24 protein-coding genes are annotated in these 25,271 nt (G+C 68.4%); 9 read left to right on the top strand and 15 right to left on the bottom strand.

Going from position 1 to position 25,271, the window contains the following annotated elements; genetic code table 11:
* Positions 1-12 precede the first annotated feature (12 nt).
* Entirely contained in the window at positions 13-804 is a 792-nt protein-coding gene (locus AC3A6R_RS21705; RefSeq protein WP_487860085.1) for a DUF3750 domain-containing protein, read from the top strand.
* A gap of 88 nt (positions 805-892) precedes the next feature.
* Here the strand turns inward: AC3A6R_RS21705 and AC3A6R_RS21700 are convergent, their stop codons facing one another.
* Complete coding sequence (locus AC3A6R_RS21700) at positions 893-1,435, bottom strand: SLOG cluster 4 domain-containing protein (RefSeq protein ID WP_487860086.1); 543 nt, start codon at positions 1,433-1,435, stop codon at positions 893-895.
* A gap of 541 nt (positions 1,436-1,976) precedes the next feature.
* Here AC3A6R_RS21700 and AC3A6R_RS21695 point away from each other — a divergent pair.
* Positions 1,977-2,969, top strand: coding sequence for a YihY/virulence factor BrkB family protein (locus AC3A6R_RS21695; RefSeq protein WP_487860087.1), 993 nt, complete (start codon positions 1,977-1,979; stop codon positions 2,967-2,969).
* Here the strand turns inward: AC3A6R_RS21695 and AC3A6R_RS21690 are convergent.
* From AC3A6R_RS21690 to AC3A6R_RS21675, 4 genes are read right to left on the bottom strand one after another with little or no spacing between them, the layout of a single operon-like run.
* Positions 2,957-5,197: a xanthine dehydrogenase family protein molybdopterin-binding subunit gene (locus tag AC3A6R_RS21690; protein ID WP_487865546.1), complete on the bottom strand. Its 2,241-nt coding sequence runs from the start codon at positions 5,195-5,197 to the stop codon at positions 2,957-2,959. The genes AC3A6R_RS21695 and AC3A6R_RS21690 overlap by 13 nt on opposite strands.
* Positions 5,198-5,201: 4 nt before the next feature.
* Positions 5,202-6,197, bottom strand: a complete 996-nt coding sequence (locus AC3A6R_RS21685) for an FAD binding domain-containing protein (RefSeq protein ID WP_487865545.1) — start codon at positions 6,195-6,197, stop codon at positions 5,202-5,204.
* Positions 6,190-6,816, bottom strand: a complete 627-nt coding sequence (locus AC3A6R_RS21680; RefSeq protein ID WP_487865544.1) for a (2Fe-2S)-binding protein — start codon at positions 6,814-6,816, stop codon at positions 6,190-6,192. The genes AC3A6R_RS21685 and AC3A6R_RS21680 overlap by 8 nt, the downstream gene beginning before the upstream one ends.
* Positions 6,817-6,846: 30 nt before the next feature.
* A complete protein-coding gene (locus AC3A6R_RS21675; protein ID WP_487860091.1) occupies positions 6,847-7,305 on the bottom strand; it encodes a DoxX family protein in 459 nt (152 codons plus the stop codon).
* Positions 7,306-7,423: 118 nt separating this feature from the next.
* Between AC3A6R_RS21675 and AC3A6R_RS21670 the strand changes: the two genes are divergently transcribed.
* The 3 genes from AC3A6R_RS21670 (at position 7,424) to AC3A6R_RS21660 (ending at position 10,152) form a co-directional block, all read left to right on the top strand.
* Positions 7,424-8,347, top strand: a complete 924-nt coding sequence (locus AC3A6R_RS21670; RefSeq protein WP_487865543.1) for a LysR family transcriptional regulator — start codon at positions 7,424-7,426, stop codon at positions 8,345-8,347.
* Positions 8,344-9,135, top strand: a complete 792-nt coding sequence (locus tag AC3A6R_RS21665; protein WP_487865542.1) for an aminoglycoside adenylyltransferase family protein — start codon at positions 8,344-8,346, stop codon at positions 9,133-9,135. The genes AC3A6R_RS21670 and AC3A6R_RS21665 overlap by 4 nt, the downstream gene beginning before the upstream one ends.
* A 270-nt stretch (positions 9,136-9,405) precedes the next feature.
* A complete protein-coding gene (locus tag AC3A6R_RS21660; protein ID WP_487860094.1) occupies positions 9,406-10,152 on the top strand; it encodes a LuxR C-terminal-related transcriptional regulator in 747 nt (248 codons plus the stop codon).
* Here the strand turns inward: AC3A6R_RS21660 and AC3A6R_RS21655 are convergent.
* On the bottom strand, positions 10,149-11,078 hold the full coding sequence (locus tag AC3A6R_RS21655) for a mechanosensitive ion channel family protein (RefSeq protein WP_487865541.1): 930 nt from the start codon (positions 11,076-11,078) through the stop codon (positions 10,149-10,151). The genes AC3A6R_RS21660 and AC3A6R_RS21655 overlap by 4 nt on opposite strands.
* Before the next feature lie 177 nt (positions 11,079-11,255).
* Between AC3A6R_RS21655 and treF the strand changes: the two genes are divergently transcribed.
* Positions 11,256-12,911, top strand: a complete 1,656-nt coding sequence (gene treF, locus AC3A6R_RS21650) for an alpha,alpha-trehalase TreF (RefSeq protein WP_487865540.1) — start codon at positions 11,256-11,258, stop codon at positions 12,909-12,911.
* On the opposite strand, the gene AC3A6R_RS21645 is transcribed toward treF, so the two are convergent.
* From AC3A6R_RS21645 to AC3A6R_RS21635, 3 genes are all read right to left on the bottom strand, one after another.
* Positions 12,884-14,044, bottom strand: coding sequence for a hypothetical protein (locus AC3A6R_RS21645; protein ID WP_487865539.1), 1,161 nt, complete (start codon positions 14,042-14,044; stop codon positions 12,884-12,886). The genes treF and AC3A6R_RS21645 overlap by 28 nt on opposite strands.
* Positions 14,045-14,114: 70 nt before the next feature.
* Positions 14,115-15,365 carry a PDDEXK nuclease domain-containing protein gene (locus tag AC3A6R_RS21640; protein WP_487860098.1) on the bottom strand — a complete coding sequence of 417 codons (1,251 nt, stop codon included), beginning with the start codon at positions 15,363-15,365 and terminating at the stop codon, positions 14,115-14,117.
* A 59-nt stretch (positions 15,366-15,424) separates the two neighbouring features.
* Entirely contained in the window at positions 15,425-16,159 is a 735-nt protein-coding gene (locus AC3A6R_RS21635; RefSeq protein ID WP_487860099.1) for a GntR family transcriptional regulator, read from the bottom strand.
* A 233-nt stretch (positions 16,160-16,392) separates the two neighbouring features.
* Here AC3A6R_RS21635 and AC3A6R_RS21630 point away from each other — a divergent pair, with 233 nt between their 5' ends.
* The 3 genes from AC3A6R_RS21630 to AC3A6R_RS21620 are packed head-to-tail and all read left to right on the top strand — an operon-like array spanning position 16,393 to position 19,506.
* Complete coding sequence (locus AC3A6R_RS21630; RefSeq protein WP_487865538.1) at positions 16,393-17,715, top strand: aromatic ring-hydroxylating dioxygenase subunit alpha; 1,323 nt, start codon at positions 16,393-16,395, stop codon at positions 17,713-17,715.
* 17 nt (positions 17,716-17,732) lie between these two features.
* Entirely contained in the window at positions 17,733-19,172 is a 1,440-nt protein-coding gene (locus AC3A6R_RS21625; protein ID WP_487860101.1) for a glutamine synthetase family protein, read from the top strand.
* A gap of 10 nt (positions 19,173-19,182) precedes the next feature.
* Positions 19,183-19,506: a 2Fe-2S iron-sulfur cluster-binding protein gene (locus tag AC3A6R_RS21620; RefSeq protein ID WP_487860102.1), complete on the top strand. Its 324-nt coding sequence runs from the start codon at positions 19,183-19,185 to the stop codon at positions 19,504-19,506.
* A 45-nt stretch (positions 19,507-19,551) separates the two neighbouring features.
* Here the strand turns inward: AC3A6R_RS21620 and AC3A6R_RS21615 are convergent, their stop codons facing one another.
* Genes AC3A6R_RS21615 through AC3A6R_RS21590 form a run of 6 tightly spaced genes read right to left on the bottom strand, consistent with a single transcriptional unit; the run spans position 19,552 to position 25,252 of the window.
* Entirely contained in the window at positions 19,552-20,850 is a 1,299-nt protein-coding gene (locus AC3A6R_RS21615) for a TRAP transporter large permease (RefSeq protein ID WP_487860103.1), read from the bottom strand.
* Positions 20,851-20,875: 25 nt separating this feature from the next.
* Positions 20,876-21,436, bottom strand: coding sequence for a TRAP transporter small permease (locus AC3A6R_RS21610; RefSeq protein ID WP_487860104.1), 561 nt, complete (start codon positions 21,434-21,436; stop codon positions 20,876-20,878).
* A 1-nt stretch (position 21,437) separates the two neighbouring features.
* Positions 21,438-22,457, bottom strand: a complete 1,020-nt coding sequence (locus tag AC3A6R_RS21605) for a TRAP transporter substrate-binding protein (RefSeq protein WP_487865537.1) — start codon at positions 22,455-22,457, stop codon at positions 21,438-21,440.
* Between the two features lie 25 nt (positions 22,458-22,482).
* Positions 22,483-23,400, bottom strand: coding sequence for an NAD(P)-dependent oxidoreductase (locus AC3A6R_RS21600; protein ID WP_487865536.1), 918 nt, complete (start codon positions 23,398-23,400; stop codon positions 22,483-22,485).
* Positions 23,400-24,392: a transketolase family protein gene (locus AC3A6R_RS21595; protein WP_487865535.1), complete on the bottom strand. Its 993-nt coding sequence runs from the start codon at positions 24,390-24,392 to the stop codon at positions 23,400-23,402. The genes AC3A6R_RS21600 and AC3A6R_RS21595 overlap by 1 nt, the downstream gene beginning before the upstream one ends.
* The gene (locus tag AC3A6R_RS21590; RefSeq protein ID WP_487860108.1) at positions 24,389-25,252 is read right to left on the bottom strand and encodes a transketolase; all 864 of its coding nucleotides are present in this window, start codon (positions 25,250-25,252) and stop codon (positions 24,389-24,391) included. Before AC3A6R_RS21590 ends, AC3A6R_RS21595 begins: the two co-directional genes overlap by 4 nt.
* Positions 25,253-25,271: the final 19 nt, after the last annotated feature.

The following is a 25,271-nucleotide window of genomic DNA, read 5'->3' as shown; positions in this document are numbered from 1 at the left end:
CATACTGGCGCAATGACCGATGCACCGTCTTCTCTCCTGGTCCGCAAGCGCGTGCCTCGCTGGGCGCGTTGGCCACTGGGATTGTTGTGCCTGCTTGCGATGCTGATGCTCGGCCCGATCGGCGTGCTGGCCTCCGGTAGCTTGGATCTCGACACGCCATGGCACATGAGGAGTCGGGACAGCACCGGGCAAGCACCCGACCCTTCGGTCGAGCGCGGTGCGGTGGTGCAGGTCTACGGCGCCCGGATCGTTCGATGGCGCGGCGCCTTCGGCATCCATCCCTGGATCGCGGTGAAACGCGCTGGCTCGGAGCTTTACACCACCTATCACATCGTCGGCTGGCGGGCCCGCCGCGGCGGAGATGCCTTGGTCACCAGCGAAGTGCACGCGCCGGACATGCTTTGGTATGGCGCCTATCCGCAATTGCTTGCGGACCACCGGGGCATCCAGGCAGAAGCCATGATCGAGCAGATCGAATCGGCCGTGGCGGCCTACCCATGGCGCGAGTCTTACCGCCTTTGGCCCGGCCCCAACAGCAATACGTTCGTGGCCTGGGTGGCCCGGCAGGTGCCTGCGCTGCGATTGGACCTGCCACCCACCGCGATCGGCAAGGACTATCTGGGCGCGACCACGTTCATCGACCATGCGCCCAGCGGCACGGGCTGGCAGTTGTCGCTGGCGGGGCTGGTCGGTGTGACGGTGGCCCGCGATGAGGGCTTGGAATTGAACCTGCTGGGCCTTGGCTTCGGAATCGACGTCGACGATCAGGCCTTGCGGTTGCCAGGTTTTGGCCGGCTGCCGTGATGTCGTTCGCATTCAAAGTCGTTGGACGTGTTCTGGTGCTTGGATTGAATGCGACTCTGGGGCTGCGTCAACTCCTGCACATCCTCATTTATCCTTGAGGAAGCCACCCTGCGCCTGGCACCAACCCGAGGTTTCGCAATTGCGCCTCGAGCTCTGCCATGTTGGTCCAAGGCAAGATCTGAGATTTCTTGCGCTCGTCCGGCGGATTCGACGGCAGACCGTCAGACCATCCTCCGTGACCTACGAGGGGCAGCAGTGGACGGCCATGCAGCCACGCAAGGCAAACCTCCGAAATGGTGCCGGCTCTCCCGCCGATGACGATGCAGGCATCGCCGGACAAGGCCATCAGCAAGTTACGGGCATCACCCATGCCGCAAGGCACAACCACCGTTGCAGGCCAATCCGGGGGCGGCATGTGATCAGGCGGGACGATGCTCAATACCAGGCCGCCCGCCGCCATTGCACGCTCTGCAGCGACCCTCGTTGCGGGGCTGCCGCAACCGCTCACCAGGGTCATGCCAAGTGAAGCCAACAGCTCACCCGCCTCCGCGGCGCATTCGTACGCCGAAGAGCCCGATTCGGCGCTGCCAAGTACGCAGATTTGAGGGCGTCGAGATACTTGTGGTGTCATGGTCGAGCGTCAGGTCTCTTGAGGATTGGGGGCAAGTACGGAAACAAGGTGGTGCACCGAGAATTCTTTGACTTCGGAGTGCGTCGAAGAATGAAAGAAATATTGGCCAGTTCCAAGCGGTCAGTGCGCATACGCTGCCGATGATCAGGACCAGCCCTCGAAGTGGCGCACGCGGTTGCGGCCGTCGCGCTTGGCGACGTACAGCGCGCGGCAGGGTCCGTACTCTGGTTCAACGTGGATTCCTTCTTGCTGGTGCCGCGCAGGAGCGTACGTCCCAGGGGTGACGCGAATCGTACAAGCTCGGCGGGCAGTGGCCTACGCCGGCCGATCAGCGCCGGCAATGACCTGCGAGGTAGTTGAGGCGGTCGGGCGGCGCCGCGATGATCCGGCCCAGCATGCGTATTCAGCGGACGACGCTCACGCGCTGCCGCTGCGCAGGTGGCCGGGCTTTCTGTAGGTTCGCGGCTACCCTTTCGGACGGCGCACGCGCACGACAGCGCGCCGCCAAGGTGCCAAAGTGGCGGTGCTCTGGAGCGATCTCTTGGACAAGACCACGTCGTCCTCTTCCTCTTCTTCTGCGCCGTCCAAGGCCGGGCAGCTCCTGCGCCTGTGCAAGGACGCGGTCATGGCGTGGATCGACGACCTCGCGCCGAGCATGGGCGCGGCGATCGCCTACTACACCACCTTCTCGCTCGCACCCTTGCTCGTGATCGTGATCGCAGTGGCGGGAACCATCTTCGGACCGGAAGCCGTGCAGGGACAGATCGCCGCGCAGCTCTCCGATCTCATCGGCCAGGAAGGCGCGGTCGCGGTACAGGGACTCATCCGCAGCGCCAGCGAGCCATCGCGCGGCCTCGTCGCGGGCGCGGTCAGCATCGTGGTGCTGCTCATCGGTGCGACCACCGTGTTCGCCGAACTGCAGTCGGCGCTCGATCGCATCTGGCACGTGCCCGAACGCGCGAAGCCGCAGGGCGTCTGGGGCATCCTGCGCGCACGCGTGCTGTCGTTCGGGCTGATCCTCGGCCTGGCGTTCCTGCTGATGGTGTCGCTGATCGTGAGCACGGGGCTCGCGGCGCTGGGCAGCTGGAGCGAGGGCCTGTTCCCCGGATGGGAAGTGCTGCTGCAGGCGGTGAACATGCTGGTGTCGCTCGCGATCCTCACGCTGCTGTTCGCGATGATCTTCAAGCTGATGCCGAGCACCCGGATCGACTGGCGCGACGTCTGGGTCGGCGCGGCCGTCACCGCGGTGCTGTTCGAGGTCGGCAAGGTTCTGATCGGGCTGTACATCGGCAAGAGCGGCGTGCGCGAGTCGCTCGCGGCGGCCGGCTCGTTCGTGGTGCTGCTCGCGTGGGTCTACTACGCGGCCCAGATCTTCCTGCTCGGCGCGGAGTTCACCAAGGTCTATGCGAGCGCGCACGGATCGGTGGCCGCGACGAAGGCTCAGGAGGCCACGGAACATGCGGCGCGGCAGGTGGAGGCCGGCACGGATGCGGTGGCGCGTGGCGGCCCGGCGCAGTCGCCTCACACCTCGTAGAGATCCTCCAGCATCACCGGCAGCCTCCGCAGCCGCTTGCCAGTCGCATGGAACACCGCGTTCACGATGGCCGGGGCCACGCCCACCATCGCGACCTCGCCGAGCCCCTTGGCGCCCAGCGCGTTGAAGCGCAGGTCGGGCTGGCCCACGAAGTCGACCTGGATGCTGCCGATGTCGGCCGCCACCGGCAGCACGTATTCGGCGAGATCGGCATTCAGGAAGCCACCGTGGCGCGGATCGACCTCGCTCAGCTCGCGCAGCGCGGCGCCGATGCCCCAGACCACGCCGCCCTCGACCTGGCTGCGCGCGGTGCGCGGGCTCACGACCGTGCCGCAGTCGGCCACGCTGACGACGCGCGGCACGCGGATGCGCCGCGTGGTCGGCTCGATGCGCACCTCGACGAAGTGCGCGATGAAGCTGAAGGCGACGAAGTCGGGGTACACCGGGCCCGCCGCTGCCGGCAGCCCGCCCGTGAGCCGGCCATAGACCTGCTCGGGCTGACCCGGTGCGCGGCGCCGGCTCTGGGCTTCGGCAAAGGGCCGACCCGATGCGCGCAGCAGCGCCACGGCCGCGGCATTCGGCGCCTGCGCCGCCGCCCCCACCGCGCCCGCGTGCTGGCGCAGGTCGTCCATCAGGCGCTCGATGGCCTCCGCCACGGGCGGCAGCGCAGTCGCGGTGCCCCATGAGCCGGCCGTCAGATGCTGCGGCGCGGCGGCGGTGTCGCCGAGCGCGATCTCGACCGCCGCCATCGACGTGCCGAGCGCGCGCGCCACGGTGACGGCAATCGCGGTGCGCAAGCCCTGCCCCATCTCATGGCCGCCGACGGCCACGCGCACCGTGCCGTCGGCGCGCAGCCGCACGGTCGCGATCGCGGGCGCCATCGCGGCCTTGTAGATGCCGAGCGCCACGCCCCAGCCGATCTGGCTGCCATCGGCCGCGCGCATCGAACCGGGGGCCATCGTGCGGCGCTGCCAGCCGAACATCTCGCTGCCCCGCATGAGGCATTCGCGCACGTGGCGCGACGAGAACGGCTTGCCGGTCAGCGGATCGGCCACCGCATCGTTGGCGAGCCGGAAGGCCACCGGGTCGCGGTCGAGCGCATAGGCCAGTTCGTCGATCGCGCTCTCGAAGGCGAAGGCGGCGGGATGCTCGAATGGGGCGCGCATGTAGCCCGGCGTCTGCACGTCGGTGCGCACCAGCCGCTCGCGGCCGAGGAAGTGCTGCACGCCATAAAGGCGCGAGGTGATCTCGGTGCCGACCGAGGGGAACAGGTCGTGCCGCGAGGTCTGCTGGTCGATCTCGTGCACCGCCGCGAGCAGGCGCCCGCTGCGGTCCGCGCCCAGCCGCACGCGGTGGCGGCTCGCGGGGCGGAAACTGGCGTTGTGGAACAGCTGCGCGCACGTCATCACGAGCTTGACCGGCCGGCCGAGCTGGCGCGCGGCCAGCGCCACCAGCGCGGTGTGCGACTGCAGCGAGTTCTTCTGGCCGAAGCCGCCGCCGAGCGTGGGCGAGAGAACGCGCACCCTCGCGGGCTCGATGCCGAGTTGCTTCGCCAAGCCATGGCGCACGCTCTCGGCGTTCTGCGTCGGCTCCTGGACCGTCAGCTGGCCCTCGTTCCATTCGGCCACGGTGGCGATGATCTCCATCGGATTCTGGTGCTGCGGCGGGAGTTCGTAGCGCAGGTCGACGCCGACCTCGGCACGCGCGAGCGCGGCCTCGGCGTCGCCCACGCGGCGGTCGGCGAACATCGGCTGCGGCAGCACGGCCGACTGCGCGAGCGGCTCGGCATCGGTCGTGGCGAGCGTCGCGGCGAACGGTGCGGCCTCGCAGGCCACCACCACCAGCGCCGCGGCTTCGCGTGCCGCCTCGAGCGTGTCGGCCACCACCATCGCCACGCTCTGGCCGCGGTAGGCGATCTGGTCGGAACGCAGCGGATAGAAGCTCTGGAAGCCGAAGCCCCCCGCCATCAGGAAGCCGCCGGTGTCGAACGCGCCGATGTTCTCGTGCGTCAGCACGCTGCGCACGCCCCGCACGCGCAGCGCGGCCGTGGTGTCGATGCGCACGATGCGCCCGCGCGCGATGCGCGACGACACCAGCGCCGCATGCAGCATGCCGGCGCGCACGTCGTCGGCGGCGTAGCGCGTGGCGCCGCGCACCTTGTCGCGTGCGTCGACGCGTTCGATGCCGGGGCGCGGCTTGCGCGCGGGTGCAATGAGGGTTGTCGCCATCGGTTCAGCTCCTGTCCTTGGCCAGCATGAGTGCGTCGGTCACGGTCTCGATGCCGAGCGCGACCTTGAAAGCGTTGTGCGACAGCGGCTGCGCATGCGCGAACGCCAGCGCCGCCGCCTGCCGCGCCGCCGCGCGCGTGAGTGGGCGGCCTACCAGGCTGCGCTCGGCCTCGGTCGCGCGCCACGGCCGCGTGGCGACGCCGCCCAGCGCGATGCGCGCATCGGCCACGCGGTTCCCCTGCAGGTGCACCGCCACCGCGGCCGACGCGAGCGCGAAGGCATACGACTCGCGGTCGCGGATCTTGTGGTACGCCGAGGCACGGCCGACCGGGCCGCGCGGCACGCGGATGCGCACGATGAGCTCGTCGTCGGCCAGCACCGTTTCCAGGTGCGGCGTGCTGCCGGGCGCGCGGTGCAGTTCGCGCACCGGCACCGACCGCTCGCCGCGCGGGCTCAGCGTGTCGACCACCGCATCGAAGGCCGCGAGCGCAACCGCCATGTCGCCCGGGTAGACGGCCACACAGGCCTCGCTGCCGCCGAGCACCGCATGGCCCCGGTTCTGCCCGCCGAGTGCCGCGCAGCCGCTGCCCGGCACACGCTTGTTGCATGCGAATTCGGGCCCGCCACGGAAGTACGCGCAACGCGTGCGCTGCAGCAGGTTGCCGCCCACGGTCGCCATGTTGCGCAGTTGCTGCGAGGCGGCCTTCGACAGCGACTCCGACAGCGCAGGAAACTCGCGCCGCACCGTGTCGTGCGCCGCCACGTCGCTCATCAGCGCGAGCGCACCGATGTGCAGCGTGTCGCGGCGGCTGGTGTCGATGGTGCGCAGGCCTTCGATGCGCGTGATGTCGATGACCGTGGCGGGCGCCTCCACGCCGAGCTTCATCAGGTCGAACAGCGTGGTGCCGCCGGCAAAGTAGCGCGCGCCGGGCGCGTGGCGCGCATGCAGCGCGATGGCTTCGCCGGTGTCGCGCGGGCGAAGGTAGGCGAAGTCACGCATGGCGGCGACCCTCCAGGCGCTGCATCTGCGGCGCCGCGGCGCGGACCGCCTCGAGGATGGCCACGTAGGCGCCGCAGCGGCAGATGTTGCCGCTCATGGATTCGCGGATCTGCGCGTCGCTCGTTGTGTTGCCTTCGCGCACGCAGGCGATCGCTGCCATGACCTGGCCCGGCGTGCAGTAGCCGCACTGCAGCGCATCGTGGTCGATGAAGGCCTGTTGCATGGGGTGCAGCGTGCCGTCGGGCGATGCGATGCCTTCGATGGTGGTCACGGCGCAGCCGTCGGTCTTGACTGCGAGCGTCAGGCACGAGGCCACGCGGCGCCCATCGACATGCACCGTGCAGGCGCCGCACTGGCCATGGTCGCAGCCCTTCTTGGCCCCGGTCAGGCCCAACTGCTCGCGCAGCATGTCGAGCAGCGAGGTGCGCGGCTGCAGGTTCAACTGATGCGCCTGGCCGTTGACGGTGACGCGCGTGGGCTGCGTGCCTTCGTGCGGATCGGTCGCTGGGGTTGTAGCGTCGGCGGCGTTGGCCGCGCCCGTGGCGGCAGCGCCCATGCCGGCAGCGGTGGCCATCATGAAGGTGCGCCGGCGCACCGGCGGCATGTGCAGGGGGTTCATCGTGGGCGTCCTTCTTGTTGCGGGTGGCGCTCAGGCGCGGCGCGCGAGCCAGCCGTCGAGCGAGGCGCGGCCGCCGCCGCGCATGGCGATGAGCAGCGCGGCGACCGCCAGCATCAGCGGGTACTCGAAGCCGCGGTCGATCCAGGGAAAGGTCGGCGCCAGCAGCCAGCAGATGACGAGCATCTGCACCACCACCATCGGCGCCACCCAGCGCGTGAGCAGGCCAAGCGCCAGCATCAGCCCGCCGACGCCTTCGAGCAGCGCGATGAACCAGCCGATCGCCAGCGGCGCGGGCAGGTGCAGCACATTGCCGATCAGATGCACCGAGCCCGCCATCGGGTCGGCCATGCTGCCGTGGCTGCGGCCCAGCAGCTTGGGAATGCCGTGGGTCATGAGCATCAGCCCGAAGGCTGCGCGCAGCAGCAGGTAACTCCACGGCTCGAGCCGTTCGCAAAGGCTGCGCAGTCGCGCCGAAATCGCTGCTTGCATCGGGTGCACTCCTCAAAGGGTTGGAACAAGCACGGAGTCTGGCTGTTCAATCGCTCTGAATAAATGCAGCAATGTTGTCAATACAATTCAACCAGCATCAACAATCAGGCCGATTCCAATGGACCGTTTCGACACCATGCAGCTGTTCACGCGCATCGTCGACTTGGGCAGCTTCACGCAGGCTGCCGCGGCGCTCGACATTCCGCGGGCCACGGCGACCCATGCGATCAAACAGCTCGAGGTGCGGCTGCAGGTCCGCCTGCTCGAGCGCACCACGCGCCAGGTGCGCACCACCGTCGACGGGCTGGCTTTCTACGAGCGCTGCCGCCATCTGCTGCACGAGCTGGAAGATGCCGAATCCTCGCTCGCGCAGCACGCCATCAACCCGCGCGGCCGGCTGCGCATCGACATCCATGGCGCACCCGCCAACGACATCGTGCTGCCGCGCATCGGCGAATTCCATACGCGCTATCCGCACATCGAGCTCGCGATCGGCAGCGGCGACCGGCTCGTCGACCTGGTGCGCGAAGGGGTCGATTGCGTGGTGCGCGCGGGCGAGCCGAAGGACTCGTCGCTGGTCACGCGGCGCCTTGCGCTCATTCCGCAGGTCACCTGCGCGAGCCCCGGCTACCTTGCCGCGCACGGCACGCCGCTGCAGCCGGCGGACCTGGCGCAGCACTGGGGCGTCAACTTCTTCTCCTCGTCACGCGCCGGCGTCTTTCCTTATCTGTTCGAGGTCGACGGCCGCATCGAGCAACACCAGATGAAGGGCTGGATCAGCGTGAACAGCGCCGACAGCTACAAGACCTGCGCCGAACAGGGCTGCGGCATCATCCAGGTGCCGCGCTACGGCGTCGAGGCGCGGCTGCGGAAGGGCACGCTGGTCGAGATCCTCGCGCATGCGCCGTGCCCGCCGATGCTGTATTCGGTGCTGTATCCGCACCACCGGCTTCTGTCGCCGCGCGTGCGCGTGTTCATCGACTGGGTCACCCGCTGCTTCGATGAGCGCTTCGGCGGCGCGGCGATAGCATCGCCGCGATGAACGACACCATGCCCTCCGAGATCGGCCCGCAGCTCGCGGCCGCACGCAGGCTGATCGACCACCATCTCGGCGACACGCTGCGGGCCATCCACCTGTTCGGCTCCGCGCTCGACGGCGGCCTGATGCCGCGCAGCGACATCGACCTGCTGGTCACGGTGCGCGAGCCGCTCGCCGAGCCGGTGCGGCGCGCGCTGATGATGCAGCTGCTGCAAGTCTCGGCGCCGCCGGGCGTGCCCGGTGCGCTGCGTGCGCTCGAGGCGACCTTGCTCGTGCAGCGCGAGGTGGTGCCGTGGCGCTATCCGCCGCTGCGCGAGCTGCAGTTTGGCGAGTGGCTGCGCGACGAACTGCAGGCCGGCCACATCCCGCCGCCCGAAACGGACCCCGACATCGCCATCCTGCTGCGCAAGGTGTTGCAGCACAGCGTGGCGCTGGCCGGCCCGCCGGCCGCGCGCTGTTTCGATGCCGTGCCCGATTCCGATTTCAGGCAGGCGCTCGCGGACACCATCGCGCAATGGAACGGGCCCGACGACTGGCACGGCGACGAGTGCAACGTGGTGCTCGCGCTCGCGCGCATCTGGTTCAGCGCGGCCACCGGCGCCATAGCGCCGAAGCATGTGGCGGCCGCTTGGGCGCTCGAGCGCCTGCCCGAGGACGGACGGCAGGTGCTTGAGCGGGCGCAAGCCGCGTATCTCGGCGGCGGAAGCGACGACCTGGCGGATCTTCACGGCGAACCCGCTGCATTCGTGCGCCACGCCAAGGCCACGATCCAGGCCTGCCTGCGCGCCTGAACGAAGGCCGCGCACCCAAAAGGTGCTTCTCGTGCAGCCCATGCGGTCGCGATGCCGCGCCTTTCGGGAAGGCGCCCTCTCCTACATCGAAGGTGAACAAAGAACACTGCAATGATGGATTGTGCTTAAGCAATAACCCTTTAAGCGTTTCCCTCACGATTGCCTTTTGCAGGTCACCCTTTGGAATTCCTTTCCGCCGTTCCCAATCCGCGTCCGGTCTCGAGTGCCTTGGCACTGCTGGATTCCCGCCGAACCGAGCCACGCCAAGCGATGCAATCGGGGGGCGTCTGCCGGCCTGCAGAGCCCGATTGGCCGCCCCATCTGACGGGACAGGCACATGCCCCGGTGCGGGTGCTGCTGGTCGACGGCGACGAATTTGCGCGGCGTGTCATTGCCCAGGAGCTGCTGTCGGACATGCGCATCCGGCTCGAAGGCCAGGCCGCCAGCGCCGCCGTCGCGCGGCGGCTGATCGAGTCGCTCGACTTCGACGTGCTGATGATCGATCTGCATCTGCCGATCGGCGCCGGCCTCGGACTGATTCGCGATGCGCGCAGGCGGCACCGCCACTGCGAGATCATCGTGGTCTCGACGGTCGAGGACGATGCGCACGTGCTGCATGCGCTCAAGATCGGCGCCACCGGCTACCTTCTCAAGCGCGGAGGCATGCAGAGCTTTTCGCAGGCGGCGCTCCAGGTGGTCAACGGCGGGGCCGCGATCACGCCGAGCCTGACGCGGCGTCTGCTGCCACGCATGCTCCGGCCCGCGGACCACGCGGTATCGGCCGATCCGGTGCCCGACACCCTGCCCGGCGCGGTGTCCGGCAACGCGCTGCTCACTGCGCGCGAACGCGAGGTGCTTCGCTGCGTTTCGCGCGGTCACGTCTCCAGGGAGATCAGCGAGCAGCTCGGCATCACGCCGCAGACCGTCGATGCGCACGTCAAGAACATCTGCAAGAAGCTGCGCGTGCGCTCGCGCGCGCAAGCGGTGAGCAGCGCCACGCGCATGGGCCAGCTCTAGCCTGCGGCGTCCTGCGCAGCCAGCGCCGGCTTGGCCGGCTCGCGCTGCAGCCGCATCGGCATGGCCGGTGCCGAGCCGTCCTTGCCCACGCCGGCATAGACCGTGAGATGCGGGAACGGGATCTCGATGCCACGCTCGTCGAAGGCCGCCTTGAGGCGGCGCAGGAACTCGCGGCGCACCGTCCACTGCTGCGAAGGCGCCACCTTGAAGCGGCAGCGCAGCACCACGGCACTGTCGTCGAGGCGTTCGATGCCCGCGATCTCCAGGTCGTCGAGGATGCGCGCCGCATGCGCGGGGTCTTTCCGGAAGTCCGCGCCGACCTCGGCCATTACCGCCATCACTTCATCGACGTTCTCGCGGTACGACACGCCGACGTCGACCACGGACTGGGCGAACGAGCGGGACTTGTTGGTGACCGTGGTGATGAGCCCGTTAGGAATGAAGTGCACATTGCCGTCGTAGTCGCGCAGCCGCACATGGCGCAGCGTGACGTCCTCGACCGCGCCGCCGATGCCCGCGATCGTGACCACGTCGCCGGTGCGTATCTGGTCTTCGAACAGCAGGAAGAACCCCGTGAAGTAGTCTTTGACGAGGCTCTGCGCGCCGAAGCCGATCGCGAGGCCGACCACACCCGCCGCGCCGAGGATCGGCGCGATGGACACGCCCAATTCGCCCAGCACGAGCATCACCGCCACCGCGCTGACCACCAGCGCGATCAGGTAGCGCACCACGCGCCCAAGGGTTTCTGCACGGCTCACGCCGTCGGCACCGCCGAGGCGGCTCTGCACGCGAAGGCGCACGAGCCGCACGCCACGCTGCAGCACGACGATCGCGACCCATGCGAGCACGATGATCAGCACGATGCGTAAAGCGGAAAGGGCAGGCCCGCTCCAACGGGCCCAGTCGACGTTCTCGAGGTATGTCATGGCAACATTCATGGCCAATGCGACCGGCATGCCGGCGCGGAGTTCAATGCAAATACAGGGCGGTGCGTCGATCGGCGCTGTCGCCTGCTGCTCGATGGCCGGGGAACCCGGCCGGGATCGCGCACTCCATCAGACCATGCGATGCGAAGGAGGCTACCCCTGGAACGACACCCCACCATGAACGGCGGGCTTCCGCGCGCCGAACCGGCCGCGGGGCCAAAAGCCGACCATCTTACGCCCGCCGACAGGTACAAGGAGCTGTTCATCGCCGTGCAGAGCGGCGGCATCTTCGACGACAGCAAGACCTTCGTCGACTGCGCGCCGCGCCACGACCCCGAGCTGATCCTCGCGCGCTACCGCGCGGCCTGCAGGGACGACGGCTTCGACCTCGCGGGCTTCGTGCATGCGCACTTTCAGCTGCCCGCCGCGCACCGCGACGAATACGAGTCGGTGCCGGGGCAGGCGCTCGGCCGGCACATCGACGGGCTCTGGCCGGTGCTCACGCGGCGCCCGGTCGAGCATCCGAGCGGCGGCTCGGCGCTGCCGCTGCCGCACGACTACGTGGTGCCCGGCGGCCGCTTCCGCGAGCTCTATTACTGGGACTCGTACTTCCAGATGCTCGGCCTGGCCGAAGGCGGGCAGCCGCAGCTGCTGCGCAGCATGACCGACAACTTCGCGTACCTGATCGACACCTACGGCCATGTGCCGAACGGCACGCGCACCTACTACCTGAGCCGCTCGCAGCCCCCCGTCTTTGCATGGATGGCCGAGCTGTGCGAAGCGCACGGGGTTCAGGCGGCCGCCGCCTACCTGCCGCAGATGCTGCGCGAGCATGCGTACTGGATGGCCGGCGAATCGGGCATCGAGGCCGGCCAGGCGGTGCGGCGTCTCGTGCGGCTGCCCGATGGCAGCCTGCTCAACCGCTACTGGGACGACCGCGACACGCCGCGCGAGGAATCGTGGCTCGAGGACATGGGCACCGCCGACGGTGCCGACCGACCTGCCAGCGAGGTCTGGCGTGACCTGCGCGCCGCGGCCGAATCGGGCTGGGACTTCAGCACGCGCTGGCTGCGCGCGCCCGATGCGGCGGCGCCCGAGAGCCTGTTGCTGTCGCAGATCGACACTACCAGCATCCTGCCCGTCGACCTGAATGCCTTTCTCTTCAAGCTCGAACGCACGATCGCACGCCTGAGCCACGATGCCGACGACCCGCAGACGGCGAAGGCGTTCGAGCACCGCGCCGACGCCCGGCGCGACGCGATGGACCGCTTTCTGTGGAACGCGCGCGAAGGCGCCTACTTCGACCACGACTGGCGGCGCGGCCGGCAGCGCAGCTGCCTCACGGCCGCCACCGTGGCGCCGCTCTTCGCGCACGCCTGCAGTGCCCGCCAGGCCCATGCGGTGGCCGCGACCGTGCGCGAGCGCCTGCTGGCACCCGGCGGCCTCGCGACCACCGAGCTGCGCAGCGGCGAGCAGTGGGACCGGCCCAATGGCTGGGCGCCGCTGCAGTGGATGGCCGTGGTCGGGCTGGAGTCTTTCGCCGAGCACGCGCTAGCGCAGGAGATCCGCACGCGCTGGCTGCGCACCGTCTGCACGATCTACCGCCGCGAAGGCAAGCTGGTCGAGAAGTACCGGCTGCGCGAGATGCCTGCCGAGCACGTGGCCGGCGGCGGTGGCGGCGAATACCCGCTGCAGGACGGCTTCGGCTGGACCAACGGCGTGACGCGCATGTGGATCGGGCCCAGTGCCGGTGCGCGGTGGGGCAACGTCGAGCGCTGCGTCTCGCCCTCTGCCGTGGCGTCGCCTCAGGCGCCTGTGCTGCCGCCCGGCTGAAGGTCCAGCCGCAGCGCCGCGGCCTTGCCGTTCGCGAGATCGAGCGCGAAGCGCAGCCCCTCGGCGTCGGCAGTGAAGACGAGCTGCAGCTTTGCCGACATGCTTTCGACGGCCACTCGCGCGCCCTGCCAGGCCGCTGCCGCGTCGCGTGCCGAGACCGAGGCCATCTCGAGCGTCAGCCCCCGGCCGACCGAGGGCGAGCGCAGTCCGATGGCAGGCTGCCCCTCCAGATGCAACTGCACTCCCGGCACGGCAACCAGCCCTTCGCCGAGCCGCAGTTCGCCTGAAAGCGCGGTGCGGCCCAGCAGCAGCCGCGCCTGCTCGGTCAGCCCCTGCCCCGGCCCGACGCGGCCCTGGCGCAGCACCGACTCGGCAAACTCGCGCAGTTGCAGCTTGCCGCGCTCGGAGATCCAGGGCCCCAGCAACGCGCCGCGGTGCTCGAATTCCACGCCTGCCACCGGTGCCGCCGCGAACTGGTAGAGATAGCTGCGGCCGTTGGGCGCATCGACGTACACGCCCATCTTGCTCACCCCCATGCGCGAGTCGGGGCCCACGTGCTCGACCGTCGCATCGTTGAAGTCGATCCGGCCGCCGCGTATCGGCACCGTCACGTCGGCATCGAACAGCAGATGCGCATCGGTGATGCGGCTGCGCAGCGTGCCTTCGGCGTCCGACAACGGGCCGAGCTGCCATGCATCGGCCGCGGCCTGGCCCGCTGCGATGCCGGCTGCCGCCGCAGCAGCGCCGGCTGGCGGCGGCGAGGCTTCGCGCATCTTCTTCTGAAGCTGCGGGGGCATCGCCACCGGCCCCTGGAGCGCCAATCCGGAGAACGCGATGTCGGCCACCTCGACAGCGACCAGGCGTGGCATGCCGCTGTCGAGGCATACCCGGGCCGAGATTTCCTGCATGTCGATGCGATCGATTTCCAGCACGAATGGACCCGACACGAGCCGCAACGCCATCGCCTCGAGCCGCCGGATGCGAAGCTCGATCGTGCCGCCCTCGCCGGGCTGCCAGGTCATGCCCTCGAGCGTGCAGCGGTTGTGGCCGGCCGCACCGGGTTCGCTGCTAGTACCGCCGAATTCCGATTCGAGCAAGAGCCCGATGAGCGAAGCCGCGAGTGAGGAGGTCATGGGTACCTTCTACCAGGGCTTGCGGCGCTGCCAAGTCGGACGCTGTCCGACGAGGTTGCGCGCCGCGTCTTCATTCACGTTCCCCTGCGTCGGCGTTGCGAGCGATCCGCTGCGCCTCCAGGTCGCGCCGTGTCTTGTCCAACTCCTCGGCCAGCATTTTTTCGTCAGGCAGCACGGTCTGGTACTCGGCAGCCAGCACCTTGTTGGGCAAGCCTTCCAGTGCATAACGGGCTTCAGCCGCGCCCTTCTCCGCGCACAGGATCAGACCCACTGGCGGGTTTTCGCCGGGCTTCATCCAATGTTCGCGGGCGTAGTTCAGATACAGGTGCATCTGGCCTGCGTCGGCATAGCCGAACTTGCCGACCTTGAGGTCGATGACAAGCAGGCACTTGAGGCGCCGATGGAAGAACAGCAGATCGATACGGAACCAGCTGTCGTCGATACGCAGGCGTCGCTGGCGGCCGACGAACGCGAAGTCGTCGCCCAGTTCCAGCAGAAAGTCGGCCAGGTGCTGAATCAGCGCTTCTTCGAGATCGGATTCGGAATACTCGTCCTTGAGGTTGAGGAATTCCAGGACGAACGGGTCCTTGATGGCCCGCTCCGGGGTGATGTCGTCATCGGGTCCGGGCTGCTTTCCCTTTGCCAGCATGGCCGCCTTGTCGCTGGACAACGCGATGCGCTCGTAGAACTGGCTGCCGATCTGGCGATTCAACTGAGCGATGCTCCAGCCGCAGCGCAAGGCTTCGGTCTCATAGAACGCACGAGCTTGCACGTTCTTGACCGACAACAGGCGCACATAGGCCGACCAAGGCAGCGGAAAGGCCCGGATCAGCGTCACCAAGTCTGGCAATTGTCCAGAGGTCGTCTGGAGATTTCGATCTGCGCCGGATTCTCCAGACGGTATCTGGAGAATCTGGACCGACAAAGAATCGGCGGAACGCTTCTGCTGACCACGATCCGCGGACCATGCGAGATGAAAGGCCCGCATCTGCCACAGGTTCTGCTTGCTGAAGCCGCGGCCAAAGCGCGCCGAAAGATCCGTCGAGAGGCGTTCGATCAGGGCTTCGCCGTACGTCGCCCTCTCACGCCCACCCTGCTCGAACGCGACGATGCGCTGGCCGACGGCCCAGTAGGCCGCCGTCATCACGGCATTGACGCTGCGCGCAGCAGTGTGTCTGGCAGCCTCTACCACCGCGACGATGTCGGCGTGGGCCGCCGCGTAATCCGAGGACGCGAAGGAGGCTGGCGTTGCGAATCGCTCCCCCTTCACCGTCTCGCGCTTCGGTGGACCGTGGGCGTTTGAATTCGTCGATCGGCGCATGCCTGCGACTTTAGCAAGGCGTTGCAGGGCGCAGCCACCGACGGCTTCGCGGATCGCAGTCAGTCCCGCCGCTTGCCCGCCACCAGCCGCAGCCCCGGCATCAGCTCGGCCGCGAGTTCGGGCCGCTCGAGCGCGTAGTCGAGGTTCATGCGCGCGATCTCCACGTGCTCCTCGCCGAGCGCCTGCGCGCGCGAGCCCTGGCCGCGTTCGATCGCCTGCACCAGCGCATGGTGGGTGCGGTGCGCGATCTTCATCCACTGGTGGCCCTCTTCCATCGACGACTGCATCGGCAGCATCGCGCTCGGCGACGCGAACGGCTGGCGGTCGAGCATCTCCATCACGCGCTGCAGCGCGCTGTTGGCGCAGCCTTCCATGATCAGCGTGTGGAAGCGGTCGTTCATCTGGACGTAGCCGGCGTAGTCGTCCAGCGTCATCACCGGCTTGTTCACCACCCGGTCGCCCTCGGCCAGACATTCGTGCAGTTCACGCAGCAGCTGGCGCGGCGCACCGTCTTCGGCCAGCAGGCGCGCCGCAAAGCCCTCGATGACGCCGCGCACGCGGATCGCGTCGGCGACCTCCTGCGAGGTGAAGCGGCGCATCTGGTAGCCGCCGGTGGGCGACGGCTCGATCAGCCCCTCGTGCTCCAGGCTGGTGAGCGCCAGCCTCACGGGGGTGCGCGAGGCGCCGAGCTTCTCGGCCAGCGGGATCTCGGCCAGCCGTTCGCCGGGCCCGAATTCGCCCTTGAGGATCAGGTCTCGAAGCTGGACCAGTACGCGATTTTGTTGGGAGTCCATCGGTTTCGGCGAAGCGGAGGAGGAGGAGAATTGGTCGCTGTATGCAACATCGAGGCGTAGCTGGCAATGATATCGATCGCGCTTGCCGAATGTGCGCTTTTTCTAAGTACTTACCCTTGATATTTGCAGCCAAGTGCGCGTTAGTTAGGCATCTCAGTTGACTTTCGGAGATTGCCATTCAGACAATGCATTCCATTGCATGCAACACATGTTCCAACCCCGATGGAGCTTCCATGATCAGCGCCGAACAGAACGATTTCATCACCCGGGTCGGCCCCGGCACCCCCGCAGGCAGGCTGCTGCGCCGCTACTGGCAGCCGGTGGCACTGTCCGCGGACCTGGCGGGCCCGCGTCCGGTGCGGCCGGTCCAACTCATGGGCCAGCATTTCGTGCTGTTCCGTGACGAGAACGGCCAGCTCGGCATGCTCGACCGCGACTGCCCGCACCGCGGCGCCGACCTGGCATTCGGCCGGCTCGAGAACGGCGGCATCCGCTGCGCCTTCCACGGCTGGCTGTTCGACCGCCAGGGCCAGTGCCTGGAAACACCGGCCGAACCCGCGGGCAGCAAGCTGTGCAGCCGCATCAAACAGTCGGCCTATCCGGTGGTCGAGCGCGCCGGCACGGTGTTCGCTTACATCGGCGAAGGCGAGCCGCCGGCGTTTCCCGAATTCGACTGCTTCGTGGCACCCGACTCGCACACCTTCGCGTTCATGGGCCTGTTCGAATGCAACTGGCTGCAGGCGCTCGAGGTGGGCATCGACCCCGCGCATGCGTCGTACCTGCACCGCTTCTTCGAGGACGCCGACACTTCCGACAGCTACGGCAAGCAGTTTCGCGGCGCCTCGGCCGACTCCGAAATGCCGATCACCAAGGTGCTGCGCGAGTTCGAACGCCCCGAGATCGGCGTCGAGCCGACCGACTACGGCCTGCGCCTCACCGCGCTGCGGCAGCTGTCGGAAGAGGACACGCACGTGCGCGTGACCAACGTCGTCTTCCCGCAGGCCTTCGTGATCCCGATGAGCGCGGAGATGACGATTTCGCAATGGCATGTGCCGGTGGACGACACGCACTGCTACTGGTTCGCGATCTTCACGAGCTTCACAGGCCCGGTCGACAAGGAACAGATGCGCGCGCAGCGGCTCGAGCTCTACGAGCTGCCCGGCTACACCTCGCGCAAGAACAAGCGCAACAACTACGGCTACAGCGTCGACGAGCAGCTGAGCCAGACCTACACCGGCATGGGCGACGACATCAATGTGCACGACCAGTGGGCCGTGGAGTCGCAAGGCCCCATTCAAGACCGCACGCGCGAGCACCTGGGCAGCACCGACAAGGGCATCATCGCGTACCGCCGCATGCTGGTGAAGGCCATCGAAAGCACGCTGGCCGGCGAAGGCGCACCGATGCTCATCGACGCGACGCAGGCTTCGGCTTTCGCGGGTCCGCCCTCGATCGACGGCATCGGCAAGACCGGCGACACCGAGGGCTACTGGCAGAGCGCCGACCGCGAACGGCGCCTCCAGTCGGACTGGGCCTCTGCCCGGCTCGCGCGCTGACCGGACACGGTGCCGCGATGACATCGTTCACCCAACGCCACGGTCTCTTGACCGACGACCAGCAGCGCCAGGCGCGCGAATTGATCGGGCGCATCGACGCCGGCGAGATCGACGTGCTGCGCTTCGCCTGGCCCGACCAGCACGGCCTGCTGCGCGGCAAGACGCTGGTGGCAAGCGAAGCCCGCGACGCACTGTACGAGGGCGTCAACCTCACCTCCACGCTGCTGGCCAAGGACACCTCGCACAAGACGGTGTTCCCGGTGTTCACTGCCGGCGGCGGCTTCGAGATCGAAGGCTTGCAGGGCGGCGCCGACTTCACCATCGTGGCCGACCCGTCGACCTTCAAGATCCTGCCGTGGGCGCCGCGCACCGGCTGGGTGCTCTGCGATGCCTACATGACCGACGGGCGCCCATGCCCCTATGCCACGCGCCAGATCCTGCAGCGCGCGGTGCGCGAGCTCGATGCGCTCGGGCTCGACTTCATCGCCGGGCTCGAGGTGGAGTTCCACGTCTTCAGGCTCGACGATGCGCGCATGGCGCTCGGCGACTCGGGCCAGCCCGGCGAGCCGCCGAAGGTGTCGCTGCTCACGCACGGCCACCAGTACCTGACCGAGCTGCGCTACGACCGCGTCGATGCGGTGATGGAGCTGCTGCGCTCGCAGCTCATGGCGCTCGGGCTGCCGCTGCGCTCGCTCGAGATCGAGTTCGGCCCGAGCCAGTTCGAGCTCACCTTCGGCCCCACCGCCGGTGTGCTGCCAGCCGACACCATGGTGCTGCTGCGCAGCGCGATCAAGCAGATCTGCCAGCGCGCGGGCTACCACGCCACCTTCATGTGCCGCCCGAAGATTCCCAACGTGATGTCGAGCGGCTGGCACCTGCACCAGTCGCTGCGGCGCCAGAGCGACGGCGTGAATGCGTTCATGCCCGAGGCCGAGGGCCAGGACTTGAGCGAGATCGGCCTGCACTACCTCGGCGGCCTGAAGGCACATGCCTGCGGCGCGGCCGCGCTCGCGAGCCCGACCATCAACGGCTACCGCCGCTACCGCCCGTTCTCGCTCGCGCCCGACCGCGCGATCTGGGCCCGCGACAACCGCGGCGCGATGCTGCGCGTGCTCGGCGGCGTGGGCCAGAAGGCCACGCGCATCGAGAACCGCGTGGGCGAGCCGACCGCCAACCCGTACCTGTACCTCGCCTCGCAGCTGTTCGCGGGGCTGGACGGCATGCAGCGCAAGACCGACCCCGGCCCTTCGGCCGATGCGCCCTACGACACCCCGGCCGAGCCATTGCCGCGCTCGCTGACCGAAGCGCTCGCCTGCCTGCGCGCCGACGAGATGTTCGGCGAACGGATGGGCCGCGGCTTCGTCGACTACCTCTGCCGCATCAAGGAAGCCGAGATCGCGCGTTTCAACCTGGAAGTCAGCGAGTGGGAACACCGCGAGTACTTCGACATGTTCTGAGCAGCCACCCATGCCCACAATCCACTACATCCTCAAGGACGGCAGCACGCGCGAGGTCGACGCAAAGCCGGGCTCCAGCGTCATGGAGAACGCGATTCGCGGCAACGTGCGCGGCATCGATGCCGAGTGCGGCGGCTCGTGCGCCTGCGCGACCTGCCATGTCTATGTCGACGAGGCCTTCGCGGCGCGGCTGCCGCCGCCCGACGACATGGAAAGCGAAATGCTTGAGGTCGTGGCGGCCGAGCGGCGGGCGACGAGCCGTCTCAGCTGCCAGCTCACGGTGACGGCCGAACTCGACGGCCTGACCGTGCGCGTTCCGCAGACGCAAAGCTGAACCGGCGTCCGGCGCCCGGCGCCCGGCGCCGAACCCATGGAACACTCAGTCGACCATTCCCAGCATGCGCGGCAGCCCCGTCGCGATGACCGGAAAGTAGGTGATCAGCAGCAGCACCACCATGAGGGCGCCGAGGTAAGGCAGCACCGAGAGGCTCAGGCGCTCCACCGGCACGCCAGACAGGCGCGAAGACACGAAGAGGTTGACCCCGAGCGGCGGGGTGAGCAGCGCCATCTCGTTGGTGACGACCAGTATGATGCCGAAGTGGATCGGGTCGATGCCCACGAGCATGAGCATGGGCATCAGAACCGGCACCAGGATGATGATGGTCGACAGCGTCTCCATGAACATGCCCAGCAGGATCAACACGCCGATGATCATCAGGAGGATGTGCTGCGGATCGCGCGAAATCGCCATCACCGACTCGGCCAGGCGCTGCGGCACTTCCTCGTAGGTCATGATCTTGCCGAACAGCGTCGACGAGCCGACGATGATCAGCACCGCGCCGCAGAGCATGGTGCCTTCCAGCAGCGCCTTGTACACATGCGCCCAGCGCAGCGCGCGATTGATGACCACCGCCACGAAGAGCGCATAGGCGATCGCCAGCACCGAGGCCTCGACCGTGGTGCACAGGCCCGAATAGATCGAGCCCAGAATGATGAATGGCGTCATCAGCGAGAAAAAGCCCTTGCGGCAGGCGCCCAGAAAGCCGCTCCAGCTGAAGGGCGGCGTGTCGGGGTCGCCGCGGAAGCCATGGCGCCTGGCCAGCGTCCACGCGGTGAACGACATGGCAAAGGCCACCATGAAGCCGGGAATGAAGCCCGCGGCGAACATCGACGTGACCGACACGTTGGCCAGGATCGCGTAGATGATCATCGGATTGCTCGGCGGGATCAGGATGCCGATGGTGCCGCCCGAAGACGACACGGCACCCGCATATTCGCGGCTGTAGCCCTGCCGGATCATCGAAGGAATCAGCAAGGCGCCGACCGCCGCCACCGTGCCCGGCCCCGAGCCGGAGATGGCCGCGAAGAAGGTGCAGGCCAGGATCGTCGTGATGCCGAGCCCGCCGTACATGCGGCCCACGAGGCGCTGGGCCACGTTCACGATCTCGCGCGTGATGTTGCCGTGCTCCATGATGACGCCGGCGATGATGAAGCACGGAATCGCGAGCAGCGGAAAGATGTTGAGGCCGTCGAAGATCGAGTTGTGCAGGATCGACAGCGGCATGCCGCTGCCGAAGACCAGGCCCACCGCCGATGCGATCGTCAGGCTCATGAAGATCGGCATGCCGAGCAGGAACAGGATGCCCAGCGCCAGCAGCACCAACAGGGAAGTCGTCATGAATGGCTTTCTGCGGGAAAAAGGCTCACTCGGCCACTGGGGCGTGATCCGCACGCACCAGCGCGAGCAGGTCGCCACGGCGCCAGCGGCGCACGTAGTCTTCGACGATGCGCCAGCTCATGGCGACGAAGCTGAGCGGGATGATCAGTTCGACCCAGGCCCGTGCGAAGCCGAGCGTGGGCGAAATCTCTGGAAACTCGAGCGCGTCGCGCACCACCTGCCACGACCACCAGGCGAATGCGAGGTTGCACACGACCCAGATCGCATCGCACAGCATGCGAAAGCCCAGCCGCATGCGCGGCGGCATCAGCAGGAACTGCGCGGAGATGCGCACGTGCGCCGCCCGCTTGGCCAGCATGGGTGCCGCCGCGAAGGTCGCCCATACGAAGGTGTAGCGGCTCATCTCCTCGCTCCACGCCAGGCCGTCGCCCGTGATCCAGCGCGTGCCGACCTGCAGCATCAGGCACGCCACCATGGCCGCCAGGCAGGCCACGCTCACCAGTTCCTCGAAGTGCTCGTAGCACCAGCGCAGCGGTCCCGGCGTGGGCTCCGGGCCCCTGGCGAGGTCAGGTGTCGCGGGCGTCACGTTACTTCGAACCCATGATCGCGATGGCCTCGTCGAGCACCGCCTTGCCGCCGACCTTGTCGTGGAACTTCGGCCACACCGACCGTGCCTTCTCCTGCCAGACGCCGCCGTCGCTGAGCGTGTTGACGACCATGCCGCGCTCGATGCACTGCCTCTTGGCCTGCTCTTCCTGCTCCTGCGAATACTTCCAGGCGGCCTTGGCGGCGTCATGCGAGGCCTTGCGCACCAGCGCCTGCGTCGGCGCATCGAGCTTCTTGAACCAGGGCTCGCTGAACAGCATGGGTCCGACCCACAGCATGTAGGGCAGCTCGGTCACGTACTTCTGCACCTCCCAGAACTTGTTGTCGCGGTTGACCGTGTAGGGGTTCTCCTGGCCGTCGACCACGCCCTGCTGCAAGGCGTTGAAGGTTTCGGACCATGCGAGCGGATGCGGCTCCACGCCCCAGCTGCGGAACGCGGCCAATTGCACCTCCACCGGGGGCACGCGGATCTTCAAGCCCTGCAGGTCTTCCATCTTGGTGATCGGGCGCTTCGAATTGGTGATGTGCCGATAGCCCCCCGCCAACCAGGCCAGCGGCCGCGTCCCGCTCTGCGTGGCGATGGTGTCGTTGATCTTGCTGTTGAAGGCTTCGTTGCCGAACAGCTTGTGCGCGGCATCGACGCTCGGGAACATGTACGGCAGGTAGTAGATGTTGGCCTGCGGCGCGAACGGCGTCAGGTTGCCGACCGCCAGCACGGCCAGCTGGATTTCCTGGCTGCGCAGCTGGCGCACGTTGGCCTGCTCGTCGCCCATGGCACCGCCGTAGAAGGTCTGCACCTTGACCTTGCCGCCCGACTCCTTCTCGACGATCTCCTTGAAACGGTCGATCGCGAAGGTGTGCACGCCGCCGGCGGGGCTGGACGTGGCGGCGCGGATCGTCATGCTCTTGTAGTCGGCGGCGAACGCGCCCGAGGCGAGCGTCGCGCCCGCCACCAGTGCGGCCATCGGCGCGCAGATCCAGTTCTTCTTCAAAGCTCTCATTCCTGTCTCCTGAGTCGTGGGCCGGTCAGCGTGTGCCGGCGGGTTGGGAAGGGTCGATGGGTGGGGTGCCGGCGAGGTCCTCGAGCAGCAGCAGCATGGCCGTGCAATCCTGTTCGGCGCGGCCCCAGCGCTCGGCCATGGCGAAGTTCTGCCGGGCCGCGGCGCCCAAATACAGCGGCGCGCCCAGTTGCGCGCCCAGCTTGAGCGCGAGCCCCACGTCTTTCAGGCCCAGGCGCAGGGGAAAGTCGGGTGCGATGTCGCCGCGAAGCACCTTGCGCGGAAAGTTGGTCGTCAACTGCCCCTTGCCGGCCGGCGTGGCACCGAACACGCGCAAGGCCACTTCGCGCGGAATGCCCGCGAGGGCGGCAAAGCACAGGCCCTCCGCCGCGACCACCATGTTCACCATCGACAGGTAGTTGTTGATCAGCTTCAGTCGAATGGCCGTGCCGCGCGGGCCCACGTGCAGGATGTCCTCGGGCTTGGCGAAGCAGTCCAGGAGCGGGCGCGCGGCCGCGAAGTCTTCAGGGTCGCCGCCAGCCATCACCAGCAGCTCGCCGCTTGCCGCCTCGCGCACGCCGCGCGCCACCGGCACGTCCATCACGCGCACGCCAGCGGGCGCGAGGCGCTCGGCGCAGACGCCGATCCACTCTGCGTCGGACGTGCTCATCTCCAGCAGCAACGCGCGCCCGCTCATCGTCGACGCGGCGCCCTGGGGGCCGAACAGCGCCGATTCGACGATGCGCTCGTCGGGCAGCATCGTGACCACGGCGGCCGCGCCATCGGCCGCGGCCGCGGCGCTGTCGCAAGGCGTGCCGCCACCCTGCGCCAGGCGCTCGCGCGCCGCAGCCGAGGTGTCGAAGCCGCGCACATCGTGGCCGCCCGCCGCGAGCCGCGCAGCCATCGGCGCGCCCATGGCGCCCAGTCCGAGGAAGGCGATGCGCATCAGCCGCGCTCCGAACGCAGCCGGCGCACCGCGGCCGCAATGGCGGCGGCATCCATGCCGTACTTCTGCAGCAGGAACGCCAGCGTGCCGCCTTCGGCGAAGGTGTCCTGCAGGCCGATGCGTGCGAGCCGTGCCGGAACCCCGGCCTCCGCCAGGCACTCGGCCACGGCGCTGCCGACGCCGCCGATCACCGAGTGGTTCTCCGCCGTGACCACGATGCCGCTGCGCCGCGCTTCGGCGAGCACCAGCGCGGTGTCCAGCGGCTTGATCGACGCGAGGTTGGCCACAGCCACCTGCAAGCCGTCGGCCGCCAGCAGGTCGGCGGCGGCCAGCGCATGCTCGACCATAAGACCCGCGGCGAAGACGACGCCATCGTCGCCCTCGCGCAGCAACGTGCCCTTGCCGAATTCGAAGCGCGCGTCGCGAAGCTCGGGCCGATTGGCCCAGGCGGCGCGGCGCATGCGCAGGTACACCGGGCCCGGGCGGGCGCAGGCCGCCTCGACGATGGCCTTCATCTGCTCCGGGCCGGCCGGCTCGGCAATGGCCATGTTCGGCAACGCACGCATCAGCGCCACGTCGTCGATGGCCTGGTGCGACACGCCCAGCAGCGTGGTCAGCCCCGGCAGGAAGCCGACCATCTTCACGTCGGTGCGCGGGTAGGCCACCTGCATCGCGATCTGGTCGTAGGAGCGCCGCGTGGCGAACACGCTGAAGGTGTGGGTGAACGCGATGTGGCCGCTGCGCGCCATGCCCGCGGCCATGCCCACCATGTTGGCCTCGGCGATGCCGGTGTGCACGAAGCGCTCGGGATAGGCATCGCGAAAGCGGTCGGTCTCGGTCGAGGCCGTGAGATCGGCGCAGAGCGCGACGATGCGCGGATCGCGTGCGGCAACCTCGAGCAAGGCATCGCCGTAGGCGCGCGGCATCTCCTCGGCCGCCGCGCCGCGGGAGATGAAATCGCCCACCTTCAGTTCATTGGCTGCAGCGCTCATGCCGATACCTCCGCGGGGGCGTGTGCCCGGAGTTCGTCCAGGGCCTGCTCGGCCATTGCCCTGGGAAGTCGCATGTTGTGGCCGAAGATGCCTTCGAGGCACGGCGCGCCCTTGCCCACCAGCGTGCGCGCGACGATCACCGTGGGACGCTCGACCGTCTGGCGCGCACGCGCCAATGCCTCGACAATGGCGGGCATGTCATGGCCATCGATCTCCAGCGCGGCCCAGCCGAAGGCGCGGAACTTGTCCGCCACCGGCTGCATGCGCATGACCTGGTCGATGTGCCCTTCGACCTGCATCTCGTTCCAGTCGATGAGCATGCAGAGATTGCCCAGGCCGTAGTGGCCGGCGGCCATGGCCGCTTCCCACACCTGCCCCTCCTGCAGCTCGCCGTCGCCGAGCATCACGTAGGCGCGCGCGCCCGTGCCCTGCCGCTTGGCGGCAAGCGCCATGCCCACGGCGACCGACAGCGCCTGTCCCAGCGAGCCGCAGGTGGCCTCGACGACCGGGCCGAGGCGCTCGGACATATTGATCTCGTACGGCGAGCCGTCATGGCAATAGCTGTCGAGCAGCTCGCGACCGATCAGCCCGGCGTGCGCAAGCGCCGCGCCGAAGACGGCCGAGTTGTGCGCGGTCGACAGCAGGAAGCGGTCGCGCGCGGGCCAGCGCGGATCGCCCACGCGCAAGCGAAGCTCGTTGCCATACAGCGCCGCGAACAGGTCGGCCGCACCCAACCCTTGCTGCACGTAGCCTTGGCCGGTGGCAGCGACCATGCGCACCACATCGCAACGCAACGCATGGGCCATACTTTGCAGGGCGGGAATCGAGGGCGGGGTTCGCTCGCCGGAAGAATCGCTCACGGGATGTCCTTTCTGGTCG

The sequence above is a fragment of the Variovorax sp. Soil_C_19 genome, from assembly GCF_057657255.1.
The sequence above is the reverse complement of the archived record's forward strand: the minus strand, read 5'-3'. Positions and strand labels throughout refer to the sequence as shown.